The following is a 25930-nucleotide window of genomic DNA, read 5'->3' as shown; positions in this document are numbered from 1 at the left end:
TTGGACTCATTTAGTTAGAAACGAGTCCAAAAATTCATGTCAAAACCCGTGCTGACCTGCTTAAGCGTTTAATAGCGGATCCAGTTCGTGGCTCATATCCAGCGCATGCAAATCATCAAACCCCCCAATATGCCGCTCACCGATATAGATTTGCGGTACCGTGCGACGTTTGGTTTTTTCCATCATTTGCTGGCGTAGTCCAGGTTCGGCATCCACATTGATTTCCGTATAGCCGACGCCTTTGCGATCAAAAAGTTTTTTTGCCATGGTGCAATACGGGCAGAGCTTCGCGGTGTAAATGATAATTTCCGGCATGAGAAAAAATTAATAAATGCTAATGAATGAAGGTATTCTAAAGCGACGGCTGCTTTTGCTCAATAGTCATGGCCTTGGCGAGTTCCTCGATTAATAAGCAGGACGCTGCGGGTAAGGTCGCGCCAAATGCCACAATCCCGTCAGCGTGACCAAGCATGCTGAATAATCCAGTTTGTTGCAGTCTACCTGAGGTAAATAACTCGGCAACGGCGTTGGCCATTTCCGGGGTGCCGTAGGGCACGTCTGCCGCAGTAAAAGCCAGATTCAGCCGGTTGGTCTGCAACCACAACTCCGGGCAGTGCACATGTATCACGGCACCAATTGCCGGGTGTTGACGATAAACGCTGGCGTGGGTGAGTGCTTCCGAGGACGGTTGAGATAAGCCGCGCGACTTGATGGTATTACGTTCCGGCGATGCGCTTTCGATCAGCGCATAGTGTTGCTTGTTAAGGACCGGCAAGTGTCCGGTTTGTGTGCCGGAGATCAAAAACGCCTGACCACCGGGAGCCAAGCGTCGACTGATATTGCCAAATCCCAGCCCAGCGTATTTTTCGGCGATTTGCCCAATCAGCCGCAAGCGATAAAACAGGCTGCGCCAGGCGTTGAGTTCGCTGATATCAATGTCTGCCGCGAACTCGCCATGCTGATGATCAAGGCGATATTTAATAACACCTTCCAGTTCGCTCAATCCGTTTTCCATTCTTATAATGTGTTTTAAGATTTATTTTTTATCCAGCCAACGCATGAAACCAAATTTTTTAAGACCCGGCTTTGCCTTTTGTTTGCTGTTTTTGTTGATCAGTTTAAACCTTGCCCACGCCGCAAATCAAAACCCGCCCAACAAAACGCTGTCGCATACCGATATACAGCAACGTATTCAAGTCATCAAAGATAAGCAGAATCTGCCTGAAGAACAGAAAAACCGGATTTTGGCGGCGTATCACGAAAGTGAAGATAACCTCAACGAATTGGAGGCACAGGACGCGCAAGCCGAATCCTTCAAGCAGGCTTTAAACAGCCTACCGATAGAAATGAAGCAATTGGCAAGGCAAATAGCTGAGGCCGAGAGCAATTTAAAAAATAGGAAGTCTGAGAAGCTGGTGATTTTTCCGACGGATGAGTTGGAGCAACGCCTGCTTATCGAAAAAACCAAGCTTAGCGATTTAGACGCCGAAATCAGCCGTATTGAAGCGACTTTGGGCGAATTGAACAGCCGGCCGCAATGGATTCGGGAAAAAGTCTCCGAAATCAAGAGCAAACAGACTTCCAGTCAGCAGGAACAGCAGAGTTTGGCATCCAGGGCTGACGACAATCTATATCAAAAAGAGGCCAGGCAGATACAACTAGATAGCCGGATTCGTCTGTTAAACAGCACGCTGAAAACGCTGGAATTGGAAAATCTTAGTAATCCCTTGCAACTGCAAGCTAACAAGGATCGTGTACATCTGTTGACCCTGCAACGGGAGCAGCAGAGTTTACTAATTGCTGACCTCGATAATTTCTTGCTGGAGCGGCGCCAACAGGAAACTGATAAAGAGCAGGCAGCATTATTGCAGGCCGAAAAGGACGCGGAGGGCAAACATCCGTTGATTCGGGCTGCCACGAAAGAGAACATGCAGTTCAACCGCAGTTTGCAGGAAATCAATAAAAACATGGAGCAGTACTCGCTCCAAAAAAATGAAATAGACGTTCGATATAAGCAGCTGGAGAAAGATTTTCAGAGCGCCGAGCAAAAAATCAGCCTGGCGGGCTTAAGTCCTGCTTTGGGCAATTTACTGCGCGAACAGCGCCGTAACTTGCCCCAACGTAAACAATACGGCACCTTGAGTGAAGAGGTTCAAAACCAGATTGCCTTGACCAGTCTGGAAATGTTCAAGTTGGACGAGGCCAAAAAAAGTCTGGCCGATATTAACCAGGTGTTGCTGACGCGCATTGCCCAATTGCCGGCGGAGACGGACGAGTCGGAAAGGCTACGGGTGCGTACCGAGTTACGCATGTTGTTGAACGACCAGAAAGACCTGGTGGCAAGACTGGCGGGCGGGTATAACGACTACGGCCGGCTCTTGGGTGACGTTGATTTCAGTTTGCAGCAAATGTTGAGTATCGCCGATAAATTTAGCGGCTATCTGGATCAGCGTTTATTGTGGGTGCCTAGTGCGCCGGTTATCGACAAACATTATTTCCAGGAAATTTTTTCCTCATTGCTATGGTTCATGAGTCCGAGCAATTGGCTAGGTGTGGCGACGGCTTTTTGGGATGGCATCAACCATTTCCCGCTCCTGGTATTGGTGGGTTTGGGTATCGTAATACTACATTGGCGTTTCCGGGTTCGAATCAAGCAGCAACTCGCCGTGCTGTTAGCAAAAAAAGCTATCAATCACAATTTTGGCGATATTGTTTCCAGTCTGCTTTATCTGTTATTGATGTCTCTTTACGGGGCCTTGTTGATGGCCTGGATCGGTGGCGTGCTGATATTGAACGCGCGAGCCGATTTTTTCAGTCACTCGTTCGCCGCCGGTTTAATCGCTTCGGCCTTGTCATTGTGCCTGGTGCAATTCTTCTATCGATTATTTAGGCCGAGAGGTGTCGCGGATACCCTGTTCCATTGGTCTGATCACGCTATTTTGTTGTTGTACACGCAAATGAAGTGGGCCCGATTCATACTGGTGCCCTGCGTGTTTCTTATCTCAATGACCGGTAGTGATCTGTTCTCCGAACACAGTTATGCATTGGGCCGAACTGCGTTGATCGTGATGATGGCAACGATGGCCTATTTGTTTCACCGTCTGATGCACCCGCAGTCGGGATTGGCAAAAAACTGGTATTTGCAATCGGAAGGCTGGATTAGCCGCTTGCGCTATGTGTGGTACGCAATTGCGATTTTGGTACCCTTGGTAATCATCGGTTTTGGGGTGACGGGTTATTACCAAAGTGCGCTGGAACTGCAAGGCAAGTTGATAATGAGCTTGCGTTTGATATTTCTCACCGTATTGTTCCAAGGCTTGTTATTGCGTTGGTTGCGCAATACCGAACGCAAGCTGGCGTTGAAGAATGCGGAAAAAAAACGCAAGCAGGTCGAGCAAGCCGCCGTTAGCAGCGCCAATCTGGAAGGGGGGTATCCTGTCGAGGAGCAGTTGCTGGATATTTCCAAAATTAATCAGCAAAGCCATAAGTTGTTGACCACGGTGGTCATGGTGATCATGTTGGTCGGTTTCTGGATGATCTGGAGCGATATTTTACCGGCTTTGACGGTATTCGATCAGGTGGTGCTGTGGCAGCATAGTGAAATGGTGGACGGCAAGGAAATATTAGCGCCCATTACCTTGATCAATCTATTGATTTGTTTAGTGTATAGCGGACTGGCTTTTATATTTGCCAGTAATTTTCCGGCTCTGGTCGATTTGATAACCGCCGGCAAGTTCGCGATGACCGCCGGTAGCCGTTACGCGCTGATTCAATTGGTGCGCTATTCACTGATTACCGTGGCCTTTCTGGCGATTGCCAACGAGCTTGGTGGCAGTTGGTCGCAAGTGCAATGGTTGGTGGCGGCGTTGTCGGTGGGTTTAGGTTTTGGTTTGCAGGAGATTTTCGCGAACATGGTGTCGGGCATTATTTTGTTGTTCGAGCGGCCGATTCGTGTGGGTGATACGGTCACGGTCGGCGATGTGACCGGCCGGGTCAGCCGCATTCAAATGCGGGCCACGCATATTGTCGACTGGGATAGAAAAGAGTTGGTAGTGCCGAATAAAACCTTTATTACCGATCGATTGATTAACTGGACGTTATCGGATACCGTCACCCGGGTGGTGGTGCCGGTCAGCGTGGCCTACGGCACCAGCGTGGAGATGGTCGAGAAAATTCTGGCTGATGCGGTAAAAAGTATCGAACAAGTACTGAGTGACCCGGAACCGTTGGTAATCTTTATTGGTTTTGGTGATAGCGCCCTACAGTTCAAAATTAACGTATTTGTCCGCGAACTCAGCGATAGGACGGTGGTTACCCATCGTCTGCACACGAAAATTTACGAAGCCTTGCTGGCCCATCATATTGAGATACCTTATCCGCAGCGCGATGTACACATCCGTTCGGTCGCGAAAGGCATATTGAACGAATGAGGTGCGGTTTATTAGCCGATTTCAATATAAAGCCATTCTGTAATAAAATGGCCGCCCTTTGAACCTGGCTTTGGCTCTTTAATATGCGTTGTCCGTTTTGCTCAGCACAAGATACTCGGGTAATCGATACCCGCTTGGCCGACGATGGCGATCAAGTCAAACGCCGCCGGGAATGCGTGGCCTGTAAAGAGCGGTTTACCACCTTTGAAGTGGTTGAATTGACCCTGCCGCGCATCATCAAACGCAACGGCGCTCGGCAGAGCTTTGACGAAGCTAAACTGCGGGCCGGCATGCAGCGAGCCTTGGAAAAACGCCCGGTACAAGTAGACGCTGTCGAGGCAGCACTCAGCCGGATCAAGAAAGCCCTGACGGCAAAAGGCGAGCGCGAGATTCCGGCTCGCGAATTGGGTGAACTGGTGATGCAAGAATTGCAAACACTCGATCATGTTGCTTTCGTACGCTTCGCCTCGGTGTATCGCAGCTTCCAGGATGTCTCCGAATTTACCGCGATGATCGAAAATCTGCAAAAGCATGACGTCTAGCCAAGACGCTGCCTATATGGCGCGTGCCGTCAAATTGGCGCAGAACGGTAAATACACGACCGACCCCAATCCGCATGTCGGCTGCGTGTTGGTCAAAGACGGCAAGGTGATTGCCGAGGGTTGGACACAACGCGCCGGGTTTGCCCATGCCGAAGTTGATGCGCTGGCCAAAACAGACAACGCACGAGGCTCGACAGCTTATGTGACATTGGAGCCTTGCAGCCATCATGGTAAAACCGGCCCGTGCTGCGAGGCATTAATCGCTGCCGGCATCAGCCGAGTCGTCGTGGCGATGCAGGATCCCAATCCACTGGTGGCTGGCCGCGGTTTGCAAAAACTCCGCGAAGCTGGCATTGAGGTGCTGGTCGGCGTCTTGCAGCAAGAAGCGGAAAAGCTAAACCAAGGCTTTTTTAAACGTATGCGGCTGGGTTTGCCGTGGATACGCAGCAAGCTGGCCATGAGCCTGGACGGCCGTACCGCGCTGGCCTCCGGCGAGAGTCAATGGATTACGTCCGCCCCCGCCAGGCAAGATGTGCAGATCTGGCGGGCGGCTAGCAGCGCCATTGTCACCGGCATCGACACGGTGTTGTACGACGATCCACAATTGAACGCGCGTGTGGATTTCGATGCAGTGCAGCCGGTCAAAGTGGTGCTGGATTCGCAATTACGCATGCCTTTGTCCGCCAAGCTGTTGGACAATGCGGTAGACGTCTGGATTATGACCTGTAGCGACGATGCGCTTAAACAGCAAAAATTACGCGATGTGGGTTGCAAAGTCTTTCAAGTCGATGAGCGGAATGGGCGTGCGGACTTGGTTCAGGTTTTTAAGTTGTTGGCCGAGCTACAAATCAACACGGTTTGGGTGGAGGCAGGTGCCACACTAAACGGTGCGCTGCTCGATAGTGGGCTGATCGATGAATGGTTGATTTACATGGCGCCCTGTGTATTGGGCGATCAAGCGCGCGGCCTGTTCACTCTGTCGGGCATATTGACCATGCAGGATAAAAAATGCCTGCGCCTGCTAGAAGCCCGGCAAATTGGACCGGATTTGAGATTGCGCTATCAAGCAAAAACTGATTGAAACGATGAAAAGTATTGTTGTAATGACATTGTTAATTAGCCTGCTGCCTGCTTGGGCGACGGCGGATGAGGACGATAAACCGGAAACCAGCACCTTGCAGATTCAAGGCGGCAAAGTGATCGGCGAAAAGCACGAAATCGAAGTCTACGATTATCATAGCGGCACCTATCAAACCTTTGATGTTTATCGTAAGCCGGCCAAGTCGCAAAACAAAGACACGGCCCCCCAAACCCCAAATCCATCCACCGAGACCGCTCCGCGCTGATCGTAACGGACATTTTTACTTTTTTGAGTGATAACCATGTTTACCGGGATTATTTTAGCCATCGGCAAAATCAAGGCCATTCAGCCTAAAGGCGGCGATTGCCGGTTGATTATCGATACCGGCAAGCTGTCGCTGCGCGAATGCGCGTTGGGCGACAGCATCGCGGTAAATGGTGTTTGCCTGACTGCCGTGGAGTTGGGCGAACATTATTTTTGCGCCGACGTTTCCAATGAGACCTTGTCGCGTACCACTTTAAAGACCGCAAGTACCGGTACGCCGGTGAATCTGGAGTTGGCGATGACACCTTCCAGTCGGTTGGGCGGGCATATTGTCAGTGGTCATGTCGATGGTATTGGTAAAGTGGTCGAGAAACAGGCCGATGGCCGCTCGATTCGCTTCAAATTCAAGGCGCCGGATTCGCTGGCCAAATACATCGCCGAAAAAGGCTCGATTTGCATTAACGGCATCAGCCTGACTGTCAACACAGTTGATGGCGCTTATTTTTCCGTGAATATCGTGCCGCATACCTTACAAGAAACCACCTTGGGTCAAACCGAAGCCGGCAGCGAGGTAAATCTGGAAGTCGATTTGCTGGCCCGCTACTTGGAACGTCTGATGCAAGGGGAAGCTGCTGCTTACAGTCAAGGCGGCGTCACCGAGGCCTTATTACAAAACGCAGGCTTTATTAAATGAATAGCATAGAAGAAATCATAGCCGACCTTCGTCAAGGCAAGATGGTCATCATCATGGACGACGAAGACCGGGAAAACGAAGGCGATTTGTTGATGGCGGCGGCCTTTGCCCGGCCCGAAGATATTAATTTTATGGCTAAATACGGCCGCGGCCTGATTTGTCTGACCTTGACCCGCGAACGCTGTCAACAGTTGCGTTTACCTTTGATGGTCAGCGACAACAATACGCCGTACACCACCAATTTCACGGTGTCGATTGAAGCGGCTACAGGCGTGACCACCGGTATTTCCGCCGCCGACCGCGCGTTGACCGTGCAGGCTGCGGTAGCAAAAAACGCCCAGCCGAGTGATCTGGTGCAACCGGGGCATATTTTCCCGTTGATGGCACAAGCCGGCGGCGTACTGAATCGGGCCGGTCACACGGAAGCCGGGTGCGATCTGGCCAGGTTGGCAGGCGTGGAACCCGCGGCGGTGATTGTGGAAATTCTGAACGACGATGGTTCGATGGCACGGCGGCCGGATTTGGAAGTCTTCGCCGAACAGCACAATCTGAAAATCGGCACGATTGCCGATTTGATTCACTACCGTATCAAACACGAAAACACCCTGGAGCGGATCAGCGAATGCGTTTATCCCACCGAATTCGGCGATTTCAGATTGTATGCCTACCAGGATTGTAACGACGACAATGTGCACCTAGCCTTAGTGATGGGCGATGTGGCTGGCGACGAACCGGTGCTGGTGCGGGTTCATGCTCGCAACCTGATCGACGATTTATTGTTTTCCAAACGCAGCGATTGCAGTTTGCCGGTGCGGGAAGCCTTGAAAAATATCGCCGAAGCCGGGCGCGGGGTTTTGGTGATCATTCGCCAAAAAGAAAACAACAAGGATTTGGTGGAACTGATACACGCCTATCAAATGCAGGATCATGGCGTCAAAAACAGTCAGGATTTAAGTGCCGATTCGGATTGGCGCACCACGGGAGCCGGCTCACGTATCTTGTCGGATTTGGGTGTGCGGCGCCTGAAGGTGATGGGGGCTCAGAAAAAATACATCGGTCTGTCCGGCTTCGATTTGGAAGTCGTCGAACATATCGATTCAACGCATTAAGGCAGGGTCGATTCATTCGACACGTTTTACAGCATTTTAATCATTCAACAACAGGTAAACACATGGCAGCAGTCACTACTCTGGAAGGCAACTTTTCCGCGCAAGGCGGCAAGTTTTGCCTCGTTTCTTCACGCTTCAACAGCTTTATCGTCGAACAATTGGAAGGTGGTGCGATCGATGCCTTGGTGCGCCATGGCGCGGATAAAAACGACATCACTCTAGTCAAGGCGCCGGGTGCTTTCGAATTGCCGATGGTGGTGCAACGTATTGCTGCTACCAAAAAATACGATGCGATTATCGCTTTGGGCGCAGTGATTCGCGGCGGTACACCGCATTTTGAGTATGTGGCAGGCGAATGCGTGAAAGGTATCGCTCAGGTTGCCTTGCAATACGACGTACCGGTGGCTTTTGGGGTATTAACCGTAGACAGCATCGAGCAGGCTATCGAACGTGCCGGCACTAAAGCCGGTAACAAAGGCGCGGAAGCAGCGCTGTCGGCGATCGAAATGGTCAGTCTGTTCAACAACCTGGGTCGTTAATGAGTCAAGCAAAAACCAACGCTAGAAAGTGCGCGGTACAGGCGCTGTATCAATGGCAAATGTCCGGCGAGAGCCTGATCCGTATCGAAACGTATTTTCTGGAAGAAGAGCATCTGAAAGGCGCGCAAAAAACCTATTTCAGCGAATTGTTTCATGGCGTACCGAAACAATTGGCTGTGATCGACGCGGCCCTGGCCGAATTTGTCGATAGGCCGGTGGAAAAAATCGATCCGGTGGAGCGGGCGATTCTGCGCATCGGCGCTTACGAACTGATGAACCGCTTGGAAACGCCGTATAAAGTCATCATCAACGAAGGCGTCAATCTGGCTAAGGATTTCGGCGCCGACGGCAGTCATAAATATGTCAACGGCATTCTAGATAAAGTCGCACAGAAACAGCGTGCCGTCGAGATTGCCGCCAAGCAGGCGAAATCTCAAAACTGATGGCAGTCGCCGAGTTCGATTTGATCCGCCGCTATTTTGCGGTGCATGCTCCTAGGCATCCGTTTAATCAATTGGGCATAGGCGATGATTGCGCGTTACTGAACCTGCCGGCCGGCCTTCAATTGGCGGTCACCGCCGACACGATGGTCGAGAATGTGCATTTCTTTGCCGATGCCGATCCTGAATTGCTGGGGCATAAATTACTGGCGGTGAATCTTAGTGACTTGGCGGCCATGGGCGCCGAGCCTTTCGCGGTCACCTTGGCTTTGACTTTGCCTAAAGTCGATGAAAGCTGGCTGGAAGCGTTCTCACGAGGTTTTATCAATCTGGCGCGTCAGCACAATGTCGACCTGATTGGCGGCGATACGACGTCCGGACCGTTGACTTTGACGGTGCAGGCGATGGGCGCGGTGCCGCAGGGTAGGGCGCTATTGCGTTCCCGTGCCCAGGTTGGCGATTTGATATACGTTACCGGTCAGCTTGGTAACGCCGGCTTGGGTTTAAAAATTAAACAGGGTTATGTCTGCGCAGATCCGGAGTTGGCTTTGCGTTGCTTTAATCAGCCACAACCGCGAGTGTCGGAAGGTTTGGCGCTGCGCGGCATCGCTAATGCCTGTATCGATATTTCTGACGGATTAGCCGCCGATTTGGGGCACATTTTGCAGCAAAGCGGCGTCGGTGCGTGTTTGCAATGGGACAACTTGCCGCTATCCGCTTCAGTGGCAGAGTTCATCAATCACAGCGGCGATTGGCGTATGCCCTTGATTGCCGGGGACGATTACGAATTGTGTTTTACGGTGCCGGCAGATTGTTCTCACGCATTACCGGGGGCTACTTGCGTGGGGATTATCGAAGCCGAGCCGGGTTTGCGGATGCGTAAGGCTGGGCGCGTGGAGGCATTCGAGGTGAAGGGTTTTGAGCATTTTTCTTAGAGAGCACTACGGCAACGCACGTTTGACTGCGTTACAAATCGTCAAAGATCCCACCTTGCTTCTGGCGTTTGGTTTCGGTTCTGGGTTGGCTAAGAAAATGCCCGGTACGATGGGCACGCTCGCCGCGATTCCGCTATACCTTGCTTTACTGCAAACCAATGAGTGGATTTATCTGTCGGTGACGCTGATCAGCGTTTGCATCGGCATCTGGATTTGTGGTCAAGCCGCTAAAAAATTGGAAGTCCATGACTTCGGCGGTATTGTTTGGGATGAAGTCGCAGGATTTTTGATTACGATGACCGGCGTAACCTATTCCTGGCAGAGTCTATTGGCCGGTTTTCTGCTGTTCCGCTTGTTCGACATCGTCAAGCCATGGCCGATTAAATGGCTTGATAAGCATGTCCACGGTGGTTTCGGCATTATGCTGGACGACGTGGTGGCAGGGGTTTTTGCCGGCTTGATTATGCACTTCTGGTTTGATTTTCCGGCGAACTGAGTGAGTGTTGTTTTCATTCAACAAGCCAGTGGTTTTGGGGCATTGTTCTCATTTGACCCATGATAATTCATGCGACTAAAATCCATGCCGGTTTGGGGGATTAGTTGCGTGCAGCGAATGCCGCAAATATTAAGCTTCAAACCTAATAACTATACAAACACTTAGGAGGACTTTTTTATGAATACAAGATGGCTATTCGCTGCTTCACTTGTGATGCTGACCAGCGCTGGTGCGGCAATCGCCGATAAAGATAACAATAAAGGAGTGGGGCAAGCCTGTAGGGGCTTGCCTAATCACGCCACATTGAAAGCAGCACTTGACGATGCAGTGAGTGCGGAGGAAAGCGGGCTTAATTTGCATATGTGGGCCACTTTAGTCAACCGTGACGGCGTGGTTTGTGCCGTAGCGTTTTCCGGCACCAATCGGGGTGCACAGTGGCCGGCCAGTCGAGTTATCTCGGCGCAAAAAGCCAATACCGCCAATTCGCTGAGTCTCGATTCTTCCTCAGATTCCGCGGGTTCCGGCAAACCCAATGGTTTGGCGTTATCGACAGCGAATTTATATTCAGCCGTGCAACCTGGTGGTAGTTTGTTTGGACTTCAAGAGAGCAATCCCGTTGAAACGGGCGCTGCTTACGGCGGAAACCCAGGCTTAAATGGTACTCCTCAAGATCCTATGGTAGGGTCGAAAATTGGTGGTGTTAATGTATTCGGTGGTGGCCTGGGCTTGTACTCAGTCGGAAAAACGCTGGTCGGTGGCGTCGGTTTAAGCGGCGACACCTCTTGTGCCGATCATAATATCGCTTGGAGAGTCAGACATAATCTGGGGCTTGACCACATTGTCGGCGTCGGGGGAGTGAGTGGCGATCCACAGCGTCCTGATAATATCATTTTCGACATTACCGCCAATCCGAACGGTGGTACCGGAATTAGCGCAGGAGGTTTCGGCCATCCCACCTGTTTAAATACCGATCTGAATACAGCGGATTTGCCTGCCGGCCAACCTTAATCATCCGCTTTAAAAGCAACGGCAAGCAGATAAGGAACTTATCTGGTGACATTATTTAACAAATAGCATGTTTATTGCTTGCTAAATAATTTAAGGTCTGTATAATAAGTCAAATCAATCGCGGGGTGGAGCAGCTTGGTAGCTCGTCGGGCTCATAACCCGAAGGTCGTAGGTTCAAATCCTGCCCCCGCTACCAGATAACTGATTGATTCTTAAGGATAAGAATCATAAAGCCATCGGTTTAACACGTTGAAAAAAACGCCACAGGGCACCGTTTAGGGCACATGTGGATTTTTTCAAAAAGGTTCTAGAGAACCTGTGTTACATCGAGGGCTTTTTTTATGTCCGCAATAAATTCAAAACAAACCCCATCAACATCACGACCAGAACCTGGTGCTGATGTCCAAACGTTCAAACAAACAATCACTCAAATCGATCAAACTTCGCAAGAAGCGTTTGATTTAATCGAATTAATTTCAGACTTGCTTATTTGCGCGTCTGAAAGTACAAAATTTCATACCAACCCACGCCTTTTACGTAATGCGCTCCAGGCAATACACTCAATTGCCGTTGATGCACAGAACACCATCAATTGTTTGGCTGAGGATGTTGGCTGCAATTATTCGGAAAGCAGCCACTTGGTCTTCGATAGGTTTCCACAGGCCGTGGAGCCGTTAACTGGCCGCGGGGTGGAATGACATGACCACTATTCCTAAAAGTCAACACAACGCGGGTCCGGTCGTTACTTGTGTCATTTCAGATTATTTTCTATTTGACCGGTTTGCGCATTGTCCTTCATGCGGTGATCCTGAAGGGTTTTTCTTGCCTGCTGAGGTTTATCCGTATTTTCCCGACGGCGGCAGCGTGCAGTGCACGACATGCGGCGCCTACGACCACCCAGTCATTCGACTTTGGACTGTTCATCATCCTGACAATCATTTGTTGGCCTCTCCCGGCTTTCCCACAGAGGGTGAGGCGCGGCGCTTTGGCAACGTTTTTGGCCTGACAGGGTATTGCCTTCAAGATCTGCGCTGTTTTTATGTTGGCGAGGGTGATGACGATCCACGAAAAGGCATACTTTATTCCCTGTCACGGGGCCGAGACGTATATGAGCGATTGCTTGAATCGTTACCGGTAGACTCTGATCCGGAAACATTGCGGCAGCTTGCGTTATCACTCGACCTGAGAGACTACGCTTTGCCGCAATTTTCGGCAGCTTTCAGCGACGAGAGGCCCGCCTAATGGCCACCATCCGAAAAATTGAACGCCAGTCAGGTGTCGTCTATAAAGCGATCATCACCCAGCGCGGCATTGCAATAAAATCCAAAACCTTCACCCGCAAAGGCGATGCGCAAACCTGGGTAAAGCGCATCGAGTCAGACCATGAAATGATGGAGGCCTTGGGCTCGCGCGGTGCTGGTTTGCGGTTTGCTGATCTGGTCGACGAATACATGCGGCAATGGCAAGGCAAAGACGCAGTCAACCAAGCCAGGCGGGCCCAGTATTGGCAAACCTGCCTGGGCGATTATAAGTTGGTCGACATCAGCGCAGATATGATTCGCCAAAGGCTAAAAGCTTTTGAGGCTGGCAAGGTGCTGCGTGGCGATGGCGCCGGCAAGACCAAAGCAATTAATCGCGACCGCTCGCCGTCCACCGTCAATCGTTATCGCACCGTGCTGTCGGCGATTTTCAGATATGCGATTTTCGAGGGCTATGTTGTTGCCAACCCGGTCGCCCGGGTGGCCGCTCGCAAGGTGAACAACCAGATTAATCGATTCCTGGATGAAGGCGAACGGGTACGGCTGCTGGCTGCGTGTCAAAAATCAGACTGGGATAAGCTGCATTTGTTGGTGTTGATGGCGCTGACCTCCGGCATGCGTAAAGCCGAGCTGCTTAACCTCCGCTGGAGTGACATCGACTTCGAGAACAATCTGGCGAGGTTGGCAACCAGCAAAAACGGCGAACCCCGCTGGTGTCCGTTGCCGGATTTTGTAGTGGATCATCTACGCCCGCAGCGCCGGGTGGGTGCCGGCTTACTCTTTGCCAGCGAGAACAAGCCCGAACGACCGTTCGAGTTCAAAAAACATTGGGATAAGGCGTTGCGAGAAGCGGGAATAGAAAACTTCCGGTTCCACGATTTACGCCACAGTGCAGCCAGTTTACTGGCGATGGCCGGCGCTTCGTTATACGAAGTCGGCGAAGTGTTAGGCCACAAATCCACTCAAACCACCAAACGCTACGCGCATCTATCCACCGAGCACAAATCGAAGTTAGTCGAGCGTGTTATGACTGCCGCCATTCGGCAAGGGAGCTAATTATGAAAACCAATAAACCACTTTTTTCACACAGGTTCGCCTCAAATGCTGCCGATATTGAATCGGCAAGTGTCGAAGCCATTGGGCTTATCGTGGAGCGATCCAAGGCGATATCCAGTCTGTTGGCCCCCGAAATATCAGGCCATAAAATCTGTTCCACGTTACTGGCCAGCGTGATCGATGATTTGTCTATGATCGATGAGGTTGTTGGCCACTTTTATCAGCGCGCCGCCGCCGAAAAGGGTGCTGAAGCAACGATGGCCGATCAGGTAACACGCTTAGTGCAGCGCTCCAACGCTGTGTTGTGGGCCATGGATGGTGAATTTGAAACCCGGCCTCTAACGTCGGTGATATTCCAAGCGATCGTGTCGGATTTACAAGACATTGCCGATATTCTCGATGTTTACATGCAAAGCATTGCGGCGGAGTTGTCTAGCAGCGAAGCCAGCGCATAACGGTAAATTCCTTGCGGTTGCCTGTTTGTAACTTATAATTCACAATGTATCATGTTGAAGACTACCAGGCCGCCGATGGGCGCCTACCCTTCAAGGATTGGCTGTCAACCTTGGCGGATAGACAAGCGAAAGCCCGGGTATTAACCAGGGTGCAACGCATGGCCGCCGGTAATCTTGGCGACTGCAAGCCCATACAAGATGGCGTATGGGAACTGCGCATTGATTACGGTCCCGGCTATCGCGTGTATTACGCGCAGGCCGGTGCCAAGCTGCTGCTGTTACTGGTCGGTGGCGACAAGCGCAAACAGCAGGGCGACATCGACAAAGCCGTTGCCTATTGGAAAGACTGGAAGCAGAGAACAGACCATGAGTGAAGCATCAAAACCACACGACCAAACGGTTATCGAGCTATTACGCGAAGATCCTGATTTTGCCAATGAATATCTAGCGGCAGCGTTAGAAGAGGTGGACCAGCCCGGCGGCCGCGAAGCGTTATTGGCAGCACTACGCCAGATTGCGGAAGCGCAAGGTATGGCGGAAGTTGCCGAGCGCGCCGGTATTAAACGCGAAAGCTTATACCGGGCCTTGTCCCCCAAAGGCAACCCCACCATCAAAACCCTGCTGGCTGTTACTAAGGCGGTCGGGCTGAAACTGTCGGTACATCGGCAGGTGGCAGCATGACCGCCCAATTTAACCCGCCCCATCCAGGCAGTATTTTGAAAGAGGACATTTTGCCCGAGCTGGGTATAGGCGTTACCGAGGCGGCCGCGCAATTGGGCGTGTCGCGCGTGGCATTGTCGCGGGTCATTAACGGCAAGGCTGCGATCAGTGCGGAAATGGCGATTCGATTGGAAGCCTGGACCAGTGGCCCTGCTGCCGAAACCTGGGTGCGTATGCAGGCCGAGTATGACCTATGGCAGGCCCGCCAGAAACCACGCCCCAATGTCACGCCGGCAGCTCGACCAGAGGCGGCTTAACCTGTTTTACCAAGCCTAGCCCGACGGGGCGAAAAGCGGATTTCTCACCCGCCTGGCTTGGTATCTTTTTTGAGAATCACACTAGAGAGGTGTTGATGTGGTCATAGTTAGTATGACTGAGCGCGAGATCGATAGATGGGTCGCTAGCCAAAATTTGCCGCCTAGGGCGGGGTATTTGTTTCGGTATCCGTTTCTTGGTTTCGAAAATCCTCATTTTCAGGATTTCAAAAAAGCTCACGATATCATTCGTACATTCACTGTTTATGCTGCGCACGAAGGTGGCCACCTTGAAATAATCAGTCAGTTTATTGCCTCAAAAAATCACTGTGTCGAGTCGTTGCGAAAGATTTGTGAGCTTTTAGAAAGTGACGAACACATGATGATTTTTTGTTTCTGTTTACATAGAGCTTGGATGATTTGGGGAATCGGAAAAGAAAAAAGTGCGTGTGAATTAGGCTTATCACCCCTAGCAAAGGGCTGTTCACGGAGTAAAAAAGCTGATGAGATCAGGGGGCAAATCAAACAAAAAACGGAGGAAATTGTTGGGTTAGTCAATGGTTTGGCTGAAATTGGTGGCGTTCATTGGATTAGTGGCCCTCAATCCTCGATTTATGCTGCATTGCTACAACGCGCGGTCGATATTCAATCAAACTCGCTGCCTGAGCCTATTCGACAGTGGGCAGATTGGGTCGCTTATGACGCATCCGACGGTGTCTTGGCGCAAAAATTCCAGAAATTTAGTGGTGATATTGGGGCTTTTTATGGCACGGATTTTCCTATGCCGACATTTGAAAGCTTGATGCTTGCCTATGGGCAACAAGTTGCTGAAGATTTTGGTCGTAACTCGCCTTATCGGGATGCGCTGAAGGCTTCAAAACGAAAGGAGTTTAACCCTGCATTTTTTGCCAGGGGGTTTCTCGGGTTGCTTAGCCGTATGGTTGATGATGGGCTGTTGCCGGAGAAAATCAAAACTCTCCGCCGGGTTGACTTCGATAGGTTGTTCAATCCTCCTTTTCCAGTGGTTGAATTTAAGAGATATGTCGATTCGGATTGGCGGAAAGATATAGATACAACTGCTGAAGAACATGAACGCAAGCAGAAAAAGGAAGATAAACGCAAAAATAAGGCAATAAATACCGCAAAATCTCCAGCAAATATCTGATAAATAAGGGGAAAGATAATATGTAAAAACAGACATATTATCTTTCTTACATCGCTCCAAACCATTCGCATAATGTCCGTAATGCTGCGAAACGCGGCAGAACTTCACACGCTAGAGGCGGCATTGATGCAAACAAATCAAAACCATTTGATTTTCCCTCGCTTGGACCCTGAAACTCCTTGACTGCCTTTGTATTCTTTGATCTGCGCGACAATATGTCCAGGCGCTTTGAGTCGCTTTCAAATTTCAACACCATGAATATTAATGAGGAATAACTATGGAAAAACAACAAGGCAACTTTGCCGGCGCTTGCGCCGGTTTGAATGATGTTTCTCTAGGGGAGATTATTATTCTTGAAAAATTCCAGGAAAAGTACGCTGACAAGTTCACACCCGGTCAATTGACTTGGTTCATGCGTAATCGCGCGCGCAATGGATTGTCAAAGTCCGGCGCGGTGATTTTGTCGGCCAGAAAGTTTTACATCAACGAGCGATTATTTACGAAGTGGTTTGCTAGTCAAAAAGCCTAATTCTCTTTCAGACGACTTATCAACGTGGCCGCGCGGATTGCGGTCGAGTCGGACCGATGGCAAATGAGAATGGGTGATTTTGATGACGAAGTTTAAAAACTGTTACAAAAAGCAGGAACCTATGTGGCAATGCCGGCTATGCGGCGGCACCTGCAAAAAGCGCTTAATGCGTGAGGGCTATTGCGTGACGTGCTTGCGGGGTAACCGGGTGGCATTCGTTACCGAGCATTACAAGAAGGCGCTCAATGCCAGCAATTGAATCCCGATTTGAGTACGCATTGAAGTATGCGGCGCTGGGCTGGCCAGTGTTGCCGTTGCACTGGATTACCGAGCGGGGTATATGCAGCTGCGGCAAAACTGATTGCCGGTCTGCTGGCAAACATCCGCTATTGCAGAAAGGGCTGCTTGATGCCGCTACGGATACAAAGACATTAAATGCCTGGTTTAAAAAATGGCCTAAGGCGAATATCGGTATTCGAACCGGCGCGGCCTCTGGTTTTTTTGTACTCGATGTTGATCCTCGCCATGGTGGCGATGATGCGCTGGAGCAGATGAAGCGTGAACTCGGCCCAATCCCGGATGATGTGGTACAGGTGACCGGTTCAGGTGGTAGTCATATTTGTTTCAAATATGCCGGTCAAGAGTGTGTGTCGACAACCAACTTTTACCCGGGGATCGATCTTCGCGGGGATGGTGGGTTTATTGTTGTCGAACCATCCAATCATGTGACGGGTGGCAAATATTATTGGGATGGTGATTCGCCTTTGGAAGGTGCATCTTTGCCGGATATGCCAAGTAACCTTCTAGCAAAGTTACGCGCTAAAAAGCGGGCGATCCTGCCGCAATCTGAACCAGCGGTCGCAAATCCTTTAGCGGCGGTTGAAGTTAAGAAAATCCGCGCGGCACTGGGGTTTATTCCAGACTTTGACGACAGAGACCAATGGCGCACCATAGGCATGGCGTTACACTCAACCGGGGCAGGTGATCAGGCTTTTGGGTTGTGGGGTGAGTGGTCGCAGCAGTCGGACAAGTTCAACCTGGCTGATCAGCGGCGAGTTTGGAATTCATTCAAGCCGGGTGGCGGGGTAAACCTGGCTACCTTGTTTGGTATTGCCAAAGGCAACGGTTATTCGCCGCCGGAAGTATCTCGACCACCTGAGCCGCCTTTGTCGGTTTATGCGACTGAAGCCACTCAGACAGAAACATCAAAACCAGCGCAGGCAAATAAATCAAAGCGTAAACCCAATGCGGCCCCGCCAGGCAATACTGAGCAATTTCAGCGCTTTGTATTTCTGAAAAATCACAATCGGATATTCGATACCGTGACGCGCAACGAGTTGAGTCGAGACGGTTTCGACGGTGCGTTTCTGCATGTCTTTCCTGATCACAAACCATCGGCTGTTTTTCTAAAAAATCCAGCCACTATCAAGGTTGACGGTCTGATTTATCTGCCTGGCGAAACGGATAACCCGGTTCATCGTGACGGTGCGGTGCTTTGGAATATTTGGCGCGATCCTGGCGTCAGTTTACCTGATGAGGCTACGCGGGAGGACGTGGAGCTGTGGCTTGAGCACCTAAATTATCTGTATCCGAATCGGGAGGAACAGAATCATTTGCTAGATTGGATGGCTTGCACGTTGCAGCGTCCGTCGACCAAGATTAATCATGCGATTTTAATCGCTGGGAACATGGGAGTGGGTAAGGATATGTTGTTAAACCCGCTGCGGTACGGGCTTGGGGAAGCCAATATCTGTGAGCCGCCGGCGGGGGAATTGAAAGAGACATTCACCGATTATTTACACCATTCCAAGTTGGTTATTTTTCAAGAAATTCAGATTTTCGAGGGGTTGAACCTTGAAAACAAATTAAAGCCCATGCTGGCATCGCCGCCCGAAATGTTGAGGGTTCGGTTGTTTGGTCGTGGTTTTTACGAAACACCAAACATCGTTCAGGCCATCTTTATGAGCAACTACAAAGATGCTCTGCATATATCTGAAAACGATAGGCGATACTTTGCGGTGTGGACTGACGCGAAACCAATGCCAAAAGACTATTACGATCAATTAGGAGTCTGGCTTGATGGTGGTGGCAATGGTCTGGTGGTCCGTTGGTTGCTGGATCGAGACCTTAGCGACTTCAATCCCAAGCAACCAGCACCATTGACCCGGTTCAAATCAGAGCTGATCGGCACAAGCCAGTCACCGCTCAAACACCAGATTGAGGACATGATTGCTGCGGGCGATTATCCGTTCAACGTTGATTGTGTGCGGTCTATCGATGTGGCCAAAGCCATGCGCGATAAATACAGCGCCAAATCTATCGGGGTGGTGATGGCTGAGTTGGGGTGTTTGCCGATGATGTGTAAGCGCTCGACCGGCAAACGCGAGAAGGTTGCCTTATTTGCGGTGCGGGATGTTGAGGAGTGGCGGCAGCAGTCGGCCATCAAGTGGCTGGATGAGTATGACGCACGAAGAGATTAGTCACCATGTGCCCCTATTTATTATTGTCAACGGGACAGATAACGGGACGCGCTAAGACCTTGCTATCCGTGGGCTGAGGGGCCATGTGTCCCCTTGTCCCCTTATTTTTCACACATGTTAGAGATATAGAGAGTAACGGTAATAACAGGACACTTATGCAAACACACGAAAGAAAGCAGTATCAAAAAAACCAGGGGACAAGGGGACGGATTGCCGCCAAAGCCACGCACGACGCGGCTTGTAGCCGTCCCCTTGTTGAAAAAATACGGGTGATCCGTCCCGTTATCTTGGGCTGCTGTCCAAGGGGGCGGGTGGAAAGTCAAACGCAACCCCAGGCTAGACCGATAGCAATTAGTTTCTTGCAGGCGCGCGAGTTTTGGGATGGGGGTATAGCAATGGGGGGGGGTGAAAAGTCATGAGGTTCGTTACCCGTGACCCGTTAGCCAGCTAAATTTTTATTTAGGATTTTTTGAATAGAAAAAGCCCATTATGTTATTGATATTATTAAGGAAAGATAATCGTGCATATTTTGCCTATATCTTTCTGTTATCGGCAATCCTGCGTGTTAGATTGGCATCAACCTCTACCGGAGTGATTCCGGTAAGGCTAGCGAACCAGTGAGATGCTGGCCGCGATCAGACAAACCTTCTGCTGCGAGATGCAGCAACAGCACATGTCAATCGTATTGTTTAAACCACGATTTTAATCGACGGCTTTCTGTCGTCTTTTGTGCGAGACAACCAATGAAAAACTGGTATCAAATTAAAAACCTAACGGCAGCTATCGCCAAAATCAGCATCTTTAACGAGATTGGGCTTGGTGGCATTACGGCGGCAGAATTCATTGCCGAATTACGGGCGCTGGGTAACGTTACCACGCTAGAGCTTAACATTCATTCACCTGGCGGCAGCCTGTTGGATGGCTTGGCGATTTATAACGCGCTGAAAAACCATCCGGCCAAAATATTGGGACATGTCGACGGCCTGGCGGCCAGCGCGGCCTCGATCATACTGATGGCCGCTGACCGGATCAGCATGCCGGAAGATGCTTTCCTGATGATCCACAACGCCCAAGGCGGGGCTTATGGCGATGCGGCAGAGCTGCGCGATATGGCGGACCTGATGGATAAGATCCAAAGCAGCGCCGCCGACATCTATGTGCGGCGTACCGGCTTAGACCGCCAAGCGATTGTCGACATGATGAGCAAAGAGACCTGGATGTCAGCGGCGGAAGCCAAGGCGTTAGGGTTTTGCGATGAGGTTATAGGTCGTGTTGGCTTGGCAGCCAAATCCCGGCCCTTTGACCACCGCTTCAAGATGTCGCCCATGAGTGAGCCGGACTTCGATGAAGTGGAGAACGAGCGAGACTTTGAGCGACTGCTTCGAGACTTGCATTTCACTAAGCGTGAAGCAACCGCCTTTGTGAGCAGATTGAAAAACGTGGTCAATCGGCCCGCAGTCGACAACGCCGACGACGAAATTATGGAACGATTGGAAAATTTAAAAATACCCAAATCGATCCTCAACTAAACACATTTTTTACAGGAATTATATTTATGAAGACTTTTAAATTTATCGGCCTTTGCATGGCTTCCTTTGGGCTGCTGGTCCTGGCTTTCAATGTTGGCGCCGCACCTCATGAGGTCGCCGCCGGACTGTCCGGACTGTCCGGACTGGCCGCACTGGATCACAGTCAGTTATTCACTGGCCTGCTGATGGCGGGCACGGTTGGCAGCTCCGACGCGGTTATGAAACTGCTGGACGGCGTGGAAAAATCACTGGCCGACTTCCAAATGAAAGCCCAGAGAGAGCTTCAGGAGTCTAATCGGGTCTCTACCGAAACCAGCAACGCATTGGAAGCAGTTCAATTGAAACAGCGCGAATTGGCTGACACAGTTTTGTTACTGCAACAAAAAGCGGTCGCTGGTGGCGATGGCGGCAGTTTTAGCGGGCTTTCTAAAGGTTGGGGTGGTCAAATCGTTAACAACGCGGCCTTCAACGAGATGATGCGCGGGGGCCGGGCGCGGGCGAAATTCGATATTCAGAATAATACGTTAACCGGTAGCGGTAATATTGGCGGCGTCGACCGTCGCCCCGGTATCGTGCCGGGGGCCTTTTCGCCGCTGCGCGTTGAGGATTTATTCCAGCATTTTCCGACCGATTCGCCGTTGATTGAATACAGCCGTGAGAACGTGTTTACCAATGCTGCTGCAGAGACCGCGGAAGGGGGATCTTCGAGTGAATCCAGCTTAACTGTCACCCTGGTTCAACAACCCGTATCGATCGTCACGCACTTTATGAAGGTCAGCAAACAACTGGCGGCGGATAACGCCCTCATGGCCGCGTACATCAACGCCCGCCTGATGTACGGCGTTCAACGCCGTGTTGATGCACAAATTGTGAACGGTAACGGTGTGGCGCCGAATATGAGCGGGTTGCTGCAAACCGGGAATTTCAGCGCGCACGGCTACACCGCCGCACAGGTCGGCACGCCGTTGCCAAAGCATCGCTTAATCCGCAAGGTGATAGCAGATTTGCGCTCAGCGGGCTATACGCCGGGCGCCATATTGCTTAATCCGGCGGACTGGTTAGCGTTTGATTTAGATCTGTTGTCCTCCACGCCGGCGGCTGTCAGTTCAAGTGATATCGCCAATGGCTTCCAGCAGATTTTGTTCGGCGTGCCGGTCGTCGAGACAAGCTCGGTGACAATCGATACCTTCGCGGTTCTCGATGCCTTAGCCGCTGCGTCGATCTTTGATCGGCAGGATGTAGGGATTGAAGTGTCAGATAGCGATGGCGACAACTTCACCAAGGGCTTGCTTACTGTGAAAGCCGAGCGCCGCCTGGCGCTTGCTATCGAGCAAACAGGGGCAATTCGCGGCGGTGATTTAACCCCAGCGTAATCAACTCGCAACCGGGTTATGGCTTAGGTCGTAGCCCGGCCATTAATGGATGGAGAGCTAGTATGAAATTCTTAGAAAGTATCCTGAAAAAATCGCGAATTATCGATGAGCTGTTTCAGAACGATTTGCAAGAACGCTCGGACGACAGACAGGCTTGTGCTGAAAAAATCCAGAGTTTATCCAAAGCGTTGCGCGATTTGCCAACCGATCAGCTTGCACAAGCCGAGAAAGAGGTTGCCGACTCGACGCTTAAGCTAGCGCAAGCCCAGCGCAAATATAGCGAGCTGGCCACGGAGATCGAAGGCAGACGGCGCAAATTGTTGTCAGCTATTCAAGCCGAGGAACAAAAACTACAGCAGTTGAAACCGTTAATCATTCAGCAGGCCGTCAATAATCTGCATGAACGGGTACAGTCTGCCGGTCCGTTAACGCCCAATAAAACGGGCCTGCTCAACGGCATATATGAAGAATTGCGCGCCTTGCCCCTGGTTGTCGATGACAAACGATTGCTTTCATGTATTGCCGATATTGACGGCCGCATCCAAGCGATTTTTAGCTAAATGCGCCAGTCGGGGTGGCCGCAGAATTCGGAAAAAATAGTACGCTAAGACTTTTCAGTGGTTCGTAGCGGTCTGAAATGCCCTTCTTCAATCTTTCGGTTCTGCCGCCAAATGTAATCTCCGGTCAAATTGATATGCTCCCAGCCCAACGGCGACAAGTATTGCAGTAGCGCATCGTCAACAGGCTTGTCTGACTCTCGCAGTTTTTCAACAGCCCTTTCCAGATAGACGGTGTTCCATAACACGATAGCTGCCGTTACCAAATTGAGCCCGCTGGCACGATAGCGCTGTTGTTCGAAGCTGCGGTCGCGGATTTCGCCCAAGCGATTAAAGAATACCGCTCTGGCTAAGGCGTTGCGGGCCTCGCCCTTATTCAGCCCTGCGTGGACACGTCTGCGCAGTTCTACGTTTTGCAACCAATCCAGAATGAACAAGGTGCGCTCGATACGGCCCAACTCACGCAAGGCCACGGCTAAACCATTCTGCCGTGGGTAACTGCCGAGTTTTCTCAACATTAGCGATGCGGTAACGGTGCCTTGTTTGATTGACGCCGCAAGCCGTAATATCTCGTCCCAATGCGTTTGGATGCTTTTGATGTTCAAGTAGCCGCCGATCATGCTATCCAACGCTGGGTACTCTTGGCCGTTCTTCGGAATATACAGCTTGGTATCCTTCAAATCGCGAATGCGGGGCGCAAAGCGAAATCCCAGCAAATGCATGAGCGCGAAGACATGATCGGTAAAGCCAGCTGTATCGGTGTAATGCTCTTCGATCCGCAAATCCGATTCGTGGTACAGCAAACCATCGAGTACATAGGTCGAATCGCGGATGCCTACATTCACGACCTTGATGTGATATGGGGCGTACTGGTCGGAAATGTGGGTATAGAACAATCGGCCCGGCTCGCTGCCATACTTCGGGTTGACATGGCCTGAGCTCTCGGCCTTGCCGCCCGCCCGAAAACGCTGACCGTCGGAAGACGACGTCGAGCCATCGCCCCAGTTTTCGGCAAACGCATGATTGAACTGGACATTCACTAACTCGGCTAATCCGGCGGAATAGGTTTCGTCCCGGATATGCCAGGCTTGCAGCCACGACAGTTTGGCGTAAGTTGTGCCGGGGCAAAACTCGGCCATTTTGGTGAGTCCCAGATTAATGGCGTCGGCCAGGATTGCCGATAGCAACAACGTACGGTCTTTAGCCGGCTCGCCATCCTTTAAATGCACAAAATGCCGACTGAAGCCGGTCCAGTCGTCCACGTCCATCAATAATTCGGTGATCTTGATGCGGGGCAGCAACATGCTCGCCTGGTTGATCAATTGTTGCGCGGCTTCGGGGACAACTGCATCCAATGGGGTGATTTTCAGACCGGAATCGGTAATTATGGCATCGGGAAGTTCATTGGCCAATGCCAAACGGTTTACCGTGCTCAGTTGTCGTTCGAGCAACTGCAACCGATCATGCAAGTATTGTTCGCAATCCGGATTGACGGCGACCGGCAATACTTTTGCCTGTTTGAGTTCTTGGAATTTCACGGAAGGCAACAGGTATTCGTCGAAGTCGCGAAATTGCCGGGAACTCTGTACCCAGATGTCGCCGGAACGGAGCGCGTTTTTCAGTTCGGTGAGTGTACAGATTTCATAGAAGCGACGGTCAAGCCCTTGGTCGGTATGTACCAGCGACTTCCAGCGCGGCTTGATAAAAGCTGTCGGCGCATCAGTCGGTACTTTGCGATTGCCGGAACCGTTCATCATGCGAATCACCTCAATGGCATCCAGCACATTCTGCGCCGCCGGTGCCGCTCGTAACGTCAGCACGTCCAGAAAATCCGGCGTATAGCGGCGGAGAGTGCTGAACTGCTCGGTAACCAAGTGTAAGTGATCGAATGCTGCGGGTTTGGCCAGTTGATCCGCTTCGATGATGCTTTGCTGGAAGTCGTCCCAGGAAATAACAGATTCGATTGCGGCGTAAGGATCGCTATCCGATTGCTTGGCATCCAATAAGGCGTGGCCGATTTTTGAGAATAATCGTACCTTTTCGTTGATCGCCTTGCCCTGTTGTTGGAACTGATGTTGATGCTTGTGCTTGGCGGCGCTGAATAATTTCAACAGGATGCGGTCATGTAGATCGATAATTTCGTCGATAATGGTAGCCGTGCTTTCCAAGGTCACAGCCACGAGCGTGGCATATCGGCGTTCGCTTTCAAACTTGCCAAGGTCCTGCGGCGTCATTTGCCCGCCTTCGCGCGCGATTTTTAATAGCCGGTTCTGATGAATGTGCCGACCCATGCTGTCCGGCAAAGCAATTGCCTGAAATGTTTTCAGCCGCTCAATGTGCTCCAGCATGTAGCGGGAATTAGGTTTCAAAGGCGACTGGCGTAGCCAAACCAGCCAAGTCGTGTTGGAATCAGGCTTGATTTTCAGCAGTTCGTCGAGCCGTTGTCGATGCAGCGCCGTGAGCGGCTGGGCCAACGCCCGGTAGATGCCGCGATTCGCGCGGGTGATGGCTTCGGCACAGGTACGCTCGATCACGGTAAGCGTCGGCAGAATCACTTTGCGTTGGCGTAGTGCTTCCAAAGCATGAGCCGCTAACACCACGCCCTTATCGGTCTGCATGGCGAGATCGGTCAGCGTTTTCACAAGAAACCGGAAATCGGATAATCCGAAGGCCGATAATCCAAGATAGCCGCGCAGTTCATGGAGATGTTCGCGCCGTGTTTCATCGCGCTCGCCGTATTTTCGCCAAACGCCGGGATCGGTCTTGATTTGGCCGGCGATCCATTGGATCAACGATTCCGCTATTGCCCCATCAGGGGCAAGCGCATAGCCAGGGTAGCGCAGCAGGCATAGTTGTACAGCGAATCCAAGGCGGTTGGCATCGCCCCGGCGTTGCCGAATCAGTGCCCAGTCGGATTCGTTGAAGGTGTAGTGGCGGATCAGTTCGTCTTGAGTGTCGGGCAAAACCAGTAAACTGGCCCGTTCCGTAGCAGACAAAACCGAGCGCCTAGCCATG

At 51.1% G+C, this 25930-nt stretch carries 28 protein-coding genes and 1 tRNA gene; 26 read left to right on the top strand and 3 right to left on the bottom strand.

Translation table 11 applies throughout. The annotated features are described in order from the left end of the window. Positions 1-60 precede the first annotated feature (60 nt). The gene (gene grxC, locus JL719_RS12270) at positions 61-315 is read right to left on the bottom strand and encodes a glutaredoxin 3 (protein ID WP_033158647.1); all 255 of its coding nucleotides are present in this window, start codon (positions 313-315) and stop codon (positions 61-63) included. Between the two features lie 37 nt (positions 316-352). Further along, positions 353-1015 (bottom strand): class II aldolase/adducin family protein, encoded by a 663-nt coding sequence (locus tag JL719_RS12265; RefSeq protein ID WP_051670368.1) that lies wholly within the window; start codon positions 1013-1015, stop codon positions 353-355. A gap of 43 nt (positions 1016-1058) precedes the next feature. Here JL719_RS12265 and JL719_RS12260 point away from each other — a divergent pair, with 43 nt between their 5' ends. The 26 genes from JL719_RS12260 (at position 1059) to JL719_RS12135 (ending at position 22918) form a co-directional block, all read left to right on the top strand. Beyond that, the gene (locus tag JL719_RS12260; protein WP_033158722.1) at positions 1059-4430 is read left to right on the top strand and encodes a mechanosensitive ion channel domain-containing protein; all 3372 of its coding nucleotides are present in this window, start codon (positions 1059-1061) and stop codon (positions 4428-4430) included. Positions 4431-4513: 83 nt separating this feature from the next. Continuing rightward, positions 4514-4972, top strand: a complete 459-nt coding sequence (gene nrdR, locus JL719_RS12255; protein ID WP_033158646.1) for a transcriptional regulator NrdR — start codon at positions 4514-4516, stop codon at positions 4970-4972. Continuing rightward, entirely contained in the window at positions 4962-6053 is a 1092-nt protein-coding gene (gene ribD, locus JL719_RS12250) for a bifunctional diaminohydroxyphosphoribosylaminopyrimidine deaminase/5-amino-6-(5-phosphoribosylamino)uracil reductase RibD (protein ID WP_033158645.1), read from the top strand. Before nrdR ends, ribD begins: the two co-directional genes overlap by 11 nt. 22 nt (positions 6054-6075) lie before the next feature. Continuing rightward, positions 6076-6318 carry a hypothetical protein gene (locus JL719_RS12245; protein WP_033158644.1) on the top strand — a complete coding sequence of 81 codons (243 nt, stop codon included), beginning with the start codon at positions 6076-6078 and terminating at the stop codon, positions 6316-6318. 36 nt (positions 6319-6354) lie between these two features. Further along, on the top strand, positions 6355-7011 hold the full coding sequence (locus JL719_RS12240) for a riboflavin synthase (protein WP_033158643.1): 657 nt from the start codon (positions 6355-6357) through the stop codon (positions 7009-7011). Beyond that, positions 7008-8120, top strand: coding sequence for a bifunctional 3,4-dihydroxy-2-butanone-4-phosphate synthase/GTP cyclohydrolase II (gene ribBA / locus JL719_RS12235; protein WP_033158642.1), 1113 nt, complete (start codon positions 7008-7010; stop codon positions 8118-8120). The genes JL719_RS12240 and ribBA overlap by 4 nt, the downstream gene beginning before the upstream one ends. Positions 8121-8182: 62 nt before the next feature. Then, a complete protein-coding gene (gene ribH / locus JL719_RS12230) occupies positions 8183-8659 on the top strand; it encodes a 6,7-dimethyl-8-ribityllumazine synthase (protein WP_033158641.1) in 477 nt (158 codons plus the stop codon). Then, on the top strand, positions 8659-9102 hold the full coding sequence (gene nusB / locus JL719_RS12225; RefSeq protein WP_033158640.1) for a transcription antitermination factor NusB: 444 nt from the start codon (positions 8659-8661) through the stop codon (positions 9100-9102). Before ribH ends, nusB begins: the two co-directional genes overlap by 1 nt. After that, positions 9102-10034, top strand: coding sequence for a thiamine-phosphate kinase (thiL, locus tag JL719_RS12220; protein ID WP_033158639.1), 933 nt, complete (start codon positions 9102-9104; stop codon positions 10032-10034). The genes nusB and thiL overlap by 1 nt, the downstream gene beginning before the upstream one ends. Next, positions 10018-10530, top strand: a complete 513-nt coding sequence (locus tag JL719_RS12215) for a phosphatidylglycerophosphatase A family protein (RefSeq protein ID WP_033158638.1) — start codon at positions 10018-10020, stop codon at positions 10528-10530. Before thiL ends, JL719_RS12215 begins: the two co-directional genes overlap by 17 nt. A 177-nt stretch (positions 10531-10707) precedes the next feature. Continuing rightward, entirely contained in the window at positions 10708-11538 is an 831-nt protein-coding gene (locus JL719_RS12210; RefSeq protein ID WP_033158637.1) for a heme-binding protein, read from the top strand. A 119-nt stretch (positions 11539-11657) separates the two neighbouring features. Further along, a tRNA-Met gene (locus tag JL719_RS12205) sits at positions 11658-11734 on the top strand. A 145-nt stretch (positions 11735-11879) separates the two neighbouring features. Continuing rightward, positions 11880-12236: a hypothetical protein gene (locus JL719_RS12200; RefSeq protein ID WP_084153419.1), complete on the top strand. Its 357-nt coding sequence runs from the start codon at positions 11880-11882 to the stop codon at positions 12234-12236. Position 12237: 1 nt separating this feature from the next. Then, positions 12238-12780, top strand: a complete 543-nt coding sequence (locus JL719_RS12195; RefSeq protein ID WP_084153417.1) for a hypothetical protein — start codon at positions 12238-12240, stop codon at positions 12778-12780. Continuing rightward, positions 12780-13853, top strand: a complete 1074-nt coding sequence (locus tag JL719_RS12190; protein ID WP_033158635.1) for a tyrosine-type recombinase/integrase — start codon at positions 12780-12782, stop codon at positions 13851-13853. Before JL719_RS12195 ends, JL719_RS12190 begins: the two co-directional genes overlap by 1 nt. A 2-nt stretch (positions 13854-13855) precedes the next feature. Next, the gene (locus JL719_RS12185; RefSeq protein WP_033158634.1) at positions 13856-14308 is read left to right on the top strand and encodes a hypothetical protein; all 453 of its coding nucleotides are present in this window, start codon (positions 13856-13858) and stop codon (positions 14306-14308) included. 44 nt (positions 14309-14352) lie between these two features. Beyond that, positions 14353-14682, top strand: coding sequence for a type II toxin-antitoxin system RelE/ParE family toxin (locus JL719_RS12180; RefSeq protein ID WP_033158633.1), 330 nt, complete (start codon positions 14353-14355; stop codon positions 14680-14682). Continuing rightward, positions 14675-14989 carry an addiction module antidote protein gene (locus tag JL719_RS12175; RefSeq protein ID WP_033158632.1) on the top strand — a complete coding sequence of 105 codons (315 nt, stop codon included), beginning with the start codon at positions 14675-14677 and terminating at the stop codon, positions 14987-14989. Before JL719_RS12180 ends, JL719_RS12175 begins: the two co-directional genes overlap by 8 nt. Further along, entirely contained in the window at positions 14986-15285 is a 300-nt protein-coding gene (locus JL719_RS12170; RefSeq protein ID WP_033158631.1) for a HigA family addiction module antitoxin, read from the top strand. Before JL719_RS12175 ends, JL719_RS12170 begins: the two co-directional genes overlap by 4 nt. 112 nt (positions 15286-15397) lie before the next feature. After that, positions 15398-16447: a hypothetical protein gene (locus tag JL719_RS12165; protein ID WP_033158630.1), complete on the top strand. Its 1050-nt coding sequence runs from the start codon at positions 15398-15400 to the stop codon at positions 16445-16447. 277 nt (positions 16448-16724) lie between these two features. Beyond that, a complete protein-coding gene (locus JL719_RS12160) occupies positions 16725-16976 on the top strand; it encodes a hypothetical protein (protein WP_033158629.1) in 252 nt (83 codons plus the stop codon). An 82-nt stretch (positions 16977-17058) separates the two neighbouring features. After that, positions 17059-17235, top strand: a complete 177-nt coding sequence (locus tag JL719_RS12155) for a hypothetical protein (RefSeq protein WP_020485748.1) — start codon at positions 17059-17061, stop codon at positions 17233-17235. Continuing rightward, positions 17222-19456 carry a bifunctional DNA primase/polymerase gene (locus tag JL719_RS12150; RefSeq protein WP_051670365.1) on the top strand — a complete coding sequence of 745 codons (2235 nt, stop codon included), beginning with the start codon at positions 17222-17224 and terminating at the stop codon, positions 19454-19456. Before JL719_RS12155 ends, JL719_RS12150 begins: the two co-directional genes overlap by 14 nt. A 743-nt stretch (positions 19457-20199) precedes the next feature. Beyond that, a complete protein-coding gene (locus JL719_RS12145) occupies positions 20200-20985 on the top strand; it encodes a head maturation protease, ClpP-related (RefSeq protein ID WP_051670363.1) in 786 nt (261 codons plus the stop codon). A gap of 26 nt (positions 20986-21011) precedes the next feature. Further along, positions 21012-22358 (top strand): phage major capsid protein, encoded by a 1347-nt coding sequence (locus JL719_RS12140; protein ID WP_033158627.1) that lies wholly within the window; start codon positions 21012-21014, stop codon positions 22356-22358. Positions 22359-22420: 62 nt separating this feature from the next. Beyond that, positions 22421-22918, top strand: coding sequence for a hypothetical protein (locus JL719_RS12135; protein WP_033158626.1), 498 nt, complete (start codon positions 22421-22423; stop codon positions 22916-22918). A 44-nt stretch (positions 22919-22962) separates the two neighbouring features. Here the strand turns inward: JL719_RS12135 and JL719_RS12130 are convergent, their stop codons facing one another. Beyond that, a complete protein-coding gene (locus JL719_RS12130) occupies positions 22963-25929 on the bottom strand; it encodes a Tn3 family transposase (RefSeq protein ID WP_033158625.1) in 2967 nt (988 codons plus the stop codon). Between the last annotated feature and the right edge of the window lies 1 nt (position 25930).

This window comes from Methylomonas sp. LW13, from assembly GCF_016865255.1.
Taxonomy (GTDB): domain Bacteria; phylum Pseudomonadota; class Gammaproteobacteria; order Methylococcales; family Methylomonadaceae; genus Methylomonas.
The sequence above is the reverse complement of the archived record's forward strand: the minus strand, read 5'-3'. Positions and strand labels throughout refer to the sequence as shown.

Excerpts from the sequence above, each read along its gene's own strand:
- grxC (WP_033158647.1), bottom strand. The coding sequence starts at position 315 with ATGCCGGAAATTATCATTTACACCGCGAAGCTCTGCCCGTATTGCACC.
- JL719_RS12265 (WP_051670368.1), bottom strand. The coding sequence starts at position 1,015 with ATGGAAAACGGATTGAGCGAACTGGAAGGTGTTATTAAATATCGCCTT.
- JL719_RS12260 (WP_033158722.1), top strand. The coding sequence starts at position 1,059 with ATGAAACCAAATTTTTTAAGACCCGGCTTTGCCTTTTGTTTGCTGTTT.
- nrdR (WP_033158646.1), top strand. The coding sequence starts at position 4,514 with ATGCGTTGTCCGTTTTGCTCAGCACAAGATACTCGGGTAATCGATACC.
- ribD (WP_033158645.1), top strand. The coding sequence starts at position 4,962 with ATGACGTCTAGCCAAGACGCTGCCTATATGGCGCGTGCCGTCAAATTG.
- JL719_RS12245 (WP_033158644.1), top strand. The coding sequence starts at position 6,076 with ATGACATTGTTAATTAGCCTGCTGCCTGCTTGGGCGACGGCGGATGAG.
- JL719_RS12240 (WP_033158643.1), top strand. The coding sequence starts at position 6,355 with ATGTTTACCGGGATTATTTTAGCCATCGGCAAAATCAAGGCCATTCAG.
- ribBA (WP_033158642.1), top strand. The coding sequence starts at position 7,008 with ATGAATAGCATAGAAGAAATCATAGCCGACCTTCGTCAAGGCAAGATG.
- ribH (WP_033158641.1), top strand. The coding sequence starts at position 8,183 with ATGGCAGCAGTCACTACTCTGGAAGGCAACTTTTCCGCGCAAGGCGGC.
- nusB (WP_033158640.1), top strand. The coding sequence starts at position 8,659 with ATGAGTCAAGCAAAAACCAACGCTAGAAAGTGCGCGGTACAGGCGCTG.
- thiL (WP_033158639.1), top strand. The coding sequence starts at position 9,102 with ATGGCAGTCGCCGAGTTCGATTTGATCCGCCGCTATTTTGCGGTGCAT.
- JL719_RS12210 (WP_033158637.1), top strand. The coding sequence starts at position 10,708 with ATGAATACAAGATGGCTATTCGCTGCTTCACTTGTGATGCTGACCAGC.
- JL719_RS12200 (WP_084153419.1), top strand. The coding sequence starts at position 11,880 with ATGTCCGCAATAAATTCAAAACAAACCCCATCAACATCACGACCAGAA.
- JL719_RS12195 (WP_084153417.1), top strand. The coding sequence starts at position 12,238 with ATGACCACTATTCCTAAAAGTCAACACAACGCGGGTCCGGTCGTTACT.
- JL719_RS12190 (WP_033158635.1), top strand. The coding sequence starts at position 12,780 with ATGGCCACCATCCGAAAAATTGAACGCCAGTCAGGTGTCGTCTATAAA.
- JL719_RS12185 (WP_033158634.1), top strand. The coding sequence starts at position 13,856 with ATGAAAACCAATAAACCACTTTTTTCACACAGGTTCGCCTCAAATGCT.
- JL719_RS12180 (WP_033158633.1), top strand. The coding sequence starts at position 14,353 with ATGTATCATGTTGAAGACTACCAGGCCGCCGATGGGCGCCTACCCTTC.
- JL719_RS12175 (WP_033158632.1), top strand. The coding sequence starts at position 14,675 with ATGAGTGAAGCATCAAAACCACACGACCAAACGGTTATCGAGCTATTA.
- JL719_RS12170 (WP_033158631.1), top strand. The coding sequence starts at position 14,986 with ATGACCGCCCAATTTAACCCGCCCCATCCAGGCAGTATTTTGAAAGAG.
- JL719_RS12165 (WP_033158630.1), top strand. The coding sequence starts at position 15,398 with ATGACTGAGCGCGAGATCGATAGATGGGTCGCTAGCCAAAATTTGCCG.
- JL719_RS12160 (WP_033158629.1), top strand. The coding sequence starts at position 16,725 with ATGGAAAAACAACAAGGCAACTTTGCCGGCGCTTGCGCCGGTTTGAAT.
- JL719_RS12155 (WP_020485748.1), top strand. The coding sequence starts at position 17,059 with ATGACGAAGTTTAAAAACTGTTACAAAAAGCAGGAACCTATGTGGCAA.
- JL719_RS12150 (WP_051670365.1), top strand. The coding sequence starts at position 17,222 with ATGCCAGCAATTGAATCCCGATTTGAGTACGCATTGAAGTATGCGGCG.
- JL719_RS12145 (WP_051670363.1), top strand. The coding sequence starts at position 20,200 with ATGAAAAACTGGTATCAAATTAAAAACCTAACGGCAGCTATCGCCAAA.
- JL719_RS12140 (WP_033158627.1), top strand. The coding sequence starts at position 21,012 with ATGAAGACTTTTAAATTTATCGGCCTTTGCATGGCTTCCTTTGGGCTG.
- JL719_RS12135 (WP_033158626.1), top strand. The coding sequence starts at position 22,421 with ATGAAATTCTTAGAAAGTATCCTGAAAAAATCGCGAATTATCGATGAG.
- JL719_RS12130 (WP_033158625.1), bottom strand. The coding sequence starts at position 25,929 with ATGGCTAGGCGCTCGGTTTTGTCTGCTACGGAACGGGCCAGTTTACTG.